General features: G+C 38.1%; 4 protein-coding genes. 3 read left to right on the top strand and 1 reads right to left on the bottom strand.

Going from position 1 to position 2,816, the window contains the following annotated elements:
- The first annotated feature begins 95 nt into the window (after positions 1-95).
- The 3 genes from pseH (Q1553_RS08005) to pseH (Q1553_RS07995) all read left to right on the top strand — a co-directional run bounded on the left by pseH (Q1553_RS08005) (position 96) and on the right by pseH (Q1553_RS07995) (position 1,897).
- Complete coding sequence (gene pseH, locus Q1553_RS08005) at positions 96-557, top strand: UDP-4-amino-4,6-dideoxy-N-acetyl-beta-L-altrosamine N-acetyltransferase (RefSeq protein WP_297990272.1); 462 nt, start codon at positions 96-98, stop codon at positions 555-557.
- Positions 558-723: 166 nt separating this feature from the next.
- Complete coding sequence (locus tag Q1553_RS08000; protein ID WP_115551281.1) at positions 724-1,377, top strand: formyltransferase family protein; 654 nt, start codon at positions 724-726, stop codon at positions 1,375-1,377.
- A complete protein-coding gene (pseH, locus tag Q1553_RS07995; protein WP_300842907.1) occupies positions 1,337-1,897 on the top strand; it encodes a UDP-4-amino-4,6-dideoxy-N-acetyl-beta-L-altrosamine N-acetyltransferase in 561 nt (186 codons plus the stop codon). The genes Q1553_RS08000 and pseH (Q1553_RS07995) overlap by 41 nt, the downstream gene beginning before the upstream one ends.
- 157 nt (positions 1,898-2,054) lie before the next feature.
- On the opposite strand, the gene Q1553_RS07990 is transcribed toward pseH (Q1553_RS07995), so the two are convergent.
- Positions 2,055-2,816 (bottom strand): DMT family transporter (locus Q1553_RS07990; protein ID WP_300842906.1); only part of this gene is annotated, 762 nt, incomplete at its 5' end.

Below are 2,816 nucleotides of genomic sequence, written 5' to 3'. Positions count from 1 at the left end.
GAGGGCTTTTGATTTGCATTGGAATCCTTGTTGTAAGTGGAGGAATGAGCGCATTATCCGCTTATCTTGTAGGGATTTTGGGCTAGGATTCTGTGATGATGTTAAAAAATTTTGTGGATTTAGATGAGATAGAAAAGGTTTTGGTGTTTGGGTGGCGCAATCACCTAAAAATTGCCCCTTTGATGAGAACACAGACGATTACGCTAAAAGAACACTTGCAATTTATGGAATCCTTGAAGCAGGATTCCACGAAACAATATTTTTTGGCTTTGCAAGACGATGAAATCTTGGGGGTGCTTTGCTTTATAGACATTCAGCACGGAATCTCTTGTGAGTTTGGAATCTATCAAAACCCAGATTTAAAGGGATATGGAGCGGCATTAATGGAAGCAATGCTAAAATACGCGCAAGAGACGCTAGGAGTTGTGAAAATTTACGCCTGTGCCTTGAACACGAATCAAAAGGCGATTTCTCTTTACCAAAGATTTGGTTTTCAATTTACAAATAAGGACGCGCAAATGAGTTATTTCGTATTCTCTGCGGGGGGGGGGCAATAAAAGCCACTTTACTCCATTTTTTTGCCACACAAACTACAATTTTAGCTACACAGGATTATTCACTTCTTGCTTACAAAATACACAAAGCTTCCAAAAATGTGGAATCGCAAAGCTTAAGGGCGATTCCAAGCCCATTTTTAAGCCTATGCGCGTAAAGGTGGCATAGATGAAGGTGGCGATTCTTACTTCTCCAAACCAGTGGTTTATCCCTTATGCAAAAGAGCTAGAAAGCAAGATTCCAAATGCCAAGCTGTATTTTTCTCATAAAGATTTAAAGGAATCTTATGGAATCGTTTTTATCCTCTCCTATCATCAACTAATAGAGCAAGAGTTTTTAGATTTGCACGAATACAATCTCGTGATTCACGCGTCTGCACTACCCAAAGGCAAAGGTTGGTCGCCTCTTTTTTGGCAGGTGCTAGAGGGTAAGGATTCCATTGTTTTTACGCTTTTTAGAGCAGATGCAAAAGCAGATAATGGCGCGATTTATTTGCAAGAAACTTTGCATTTAAGCGGATTAGAGCTTTATGAGGAACTAAGAGACAAGCAAGCCAAGATGTGCCAAAAGCTATGTTTGGAGTTTTTGGAAAAATTCCCAACTTTAAGTCCAAAGGCGCAGAGCGGAGAGGAGAGCTTCTACCCTAAGCGAAGCCCAAAAGATAGTGAGCTAGATATTGCAAAAAGTTTGGAGTCGCAATTTAATCTTTTGAGGATTGTGAGCAATGAGGAGTTCCCTGCGTTTTTTATTAAAGAGGGTAAAAAATTTGTGCTAAAAATCTATGTCTGCGATTCTGCCGATTCTGCGGGGGGGGGGGAATAATTTAGAGATTCTTTGCTTGGAGCTAGAGGATTATGTTGTTTTAAGTGATTTGGAAAAGAAAGAGGTTTTGCAATGGCGCAACCATCCTGAAGTTGCCAAAAATCTTTATAATCAAAAGGAAATTTCGCTTGCAGAACATTTTGCCTTTATAGAATCCTTAAGGCAGAATCCCAAAAAACAATATTTTCTTTTGCGATTTTGTGGGGTTGGATTGGGGAGTATTAATTTTGGCAAGAAAAGTAGTGAGGAAGTGGAGTTTGGATTCTTTGGCAATCCGAACCTAAGCCTAAGCGGAATCGGACGCGTTTTAGAACAAGTGAGCTTGGTGTTTGCCTTTGATATTTTGGGAGCTAGGCAGCTTACTTTGGAAGTCTTTGCGCGCAACAAGCAGGTAATAAATTTGCATAAGAAATTCGGCTTCCAAATCAGTAAAGAAAAGGAAGTCAAGGGCGAAAAAGTGCTAGAGATGTGCAAAGATAACACAAGAATCTTGCCACTTCGTCATTGCGGGGTGGAGTGAAACAACAACGAAACAATCTGTCATCTTGCATACAGAAAACTTTACAATGGAATCCTAAAAGGTGAGATTCTGCATTATGTGTCGCAAAAAGCCTAAAGATTTTCTTGTGATGGCAATAAAAGAATAGTGTGAAAGAGGGAAGTGCTTACAAGGGTGCTTAAATTATTAAGGAGATAGGTTTTGAGAATTTGGACTCCGCTAAGATAACTCCGAGAAGAGTTAAGAATGCACCAAATAGGGCTAAAATAGAGAGTTTTTCTCCCAAAACAAAAAAAGAAACAATAATAGTAATGAGAGGTGTTAAATAAACATAAACATTTGTTTTAATAGCACCGATAAGTAGTGTTGCGTGATTCCATAATAAAAAGCATAATCCTGAAGCAAAAAGTGCTAAAAAAATCAGATTAAAAGCGATTTTTGGATCTAATAAAAGTATTAAATTTGGAGCAAAATCCAAAAATAAAAAGCTCGGCAGCATTCCTAAAATTCCATAAAATATTATGCGGCGTGTAATCAAGATAAGATTTCCTCTCTTGTGCATAATCTTGAGGATCAAAAGTGAGTAAGCTGCCCAGCCAAGTGCCGATAAAAGCGCAAAACTATCACCCAAAGGGTTAAAGGAGAATCCCTCATCTTCATAGCTTAAAAGCACGATTCCGCTCATACACAAGATAAAGGCAACAAAAAAGATAAATGAAAGTTTTTCGATTTTTAAAAATGCTGCAAGTAGCGCAGTAAAAAGTGGTGCTGTTGCAATGATGACACTGACATTTGATGCTTTAGAATAATCCATTGCAAGATTTAAAAAGAGATTGTAAATTGTGATTCCGCTAAGTCCGGCTAGAATTAGATAAGATTCGTCCTTTAGGGTAGATTTTAGGAATCTTGGACATAAAATAAACAAAAAACAATAACCAAT

Origin of the sequence: Helicobacter sp. UBA3407 (assembly GCF_949747025.1) — a bacterium.
Classification (GTDB): Bacteria; Campylobacterota; Campylobacteria; order Campylobacterales; family Helicobacteraceae; genus Helicobacter_D; species Helicobacter_D ganmani.
The sequence above is the reverse complement of the archived record's forward strand: the minus strand, read 5'-3'. Positions and strand labels throughout refer to the sequence as shown.